Annotated in this window: 1 pseudogene; it reads right to left on the bottom strand. The window is 43.8% G+C overall.

The features are described from left to right. A pseudogene (aceE, locus tag ACS8FD_RS21205) lies at positions 1-669 on the bottom strand (pyruvate dehydrogenase (acetyl-transferring), homodimeric type); the annotation flags it as partial.

Raw genomic sequence — 669 nt, 5'->3', positions numbered from 1 at the left:
CAATCCATGCACTCATCGCACCCGCTTCATTGATACCTTCTTCTAACATATGACCATCGATGGCTTCTTTATAGCCCATCAAGGCTTCACTATCTTCTGGCGTGTACTTTTGTCCAACGGCAGAGTAAATGCCCAATTGACGGAACATACCCTCTAAACCAAAGGTACGCGCTTCATCAGGTACGATTGGCACTACACGGTCTTGAATGTCTTTATTCTTTAACATTGCTGATAATAGACGTACAAATACCATGGTAGTCGATTGCTCTTTACCTTTACTGCCTTGTAGCACACGATCAAAAATCGATAACTCAGGAATATTAAGCGGGATGTGACCACTACGGCGATTTGGCAAATGACCACCCAACGCTTCACGGCGACCTTTGAGATACTTCATCTCCGCTGAACCTTCTTCAGGGCGATAAAATGGTAGGGTCTCTAGTTGCTCATCGGTAAATGGCAAATCAAAACGATCACGGAAATACACCAACGCTTCTTGATCAAGCTTCTTAACTTGATGTGATTTATTGACCGCTTGGGTGGTGGATAAACCATAACCTTTGACTGTCTTAACCAATACAACGGTTGGCTGACCTTTGGTTTTCATGGCTTCACTAAATGCAGCATACACTTTCATAGGATCGTGACCACCACGGTTCAAACGTGAAA

This window comes from Psychrobacter sp. 1U2, from assembly GCF_051847575.1.
This window is presented reverse-complemented; position numbering and strand designations above follow the sequence as displayed.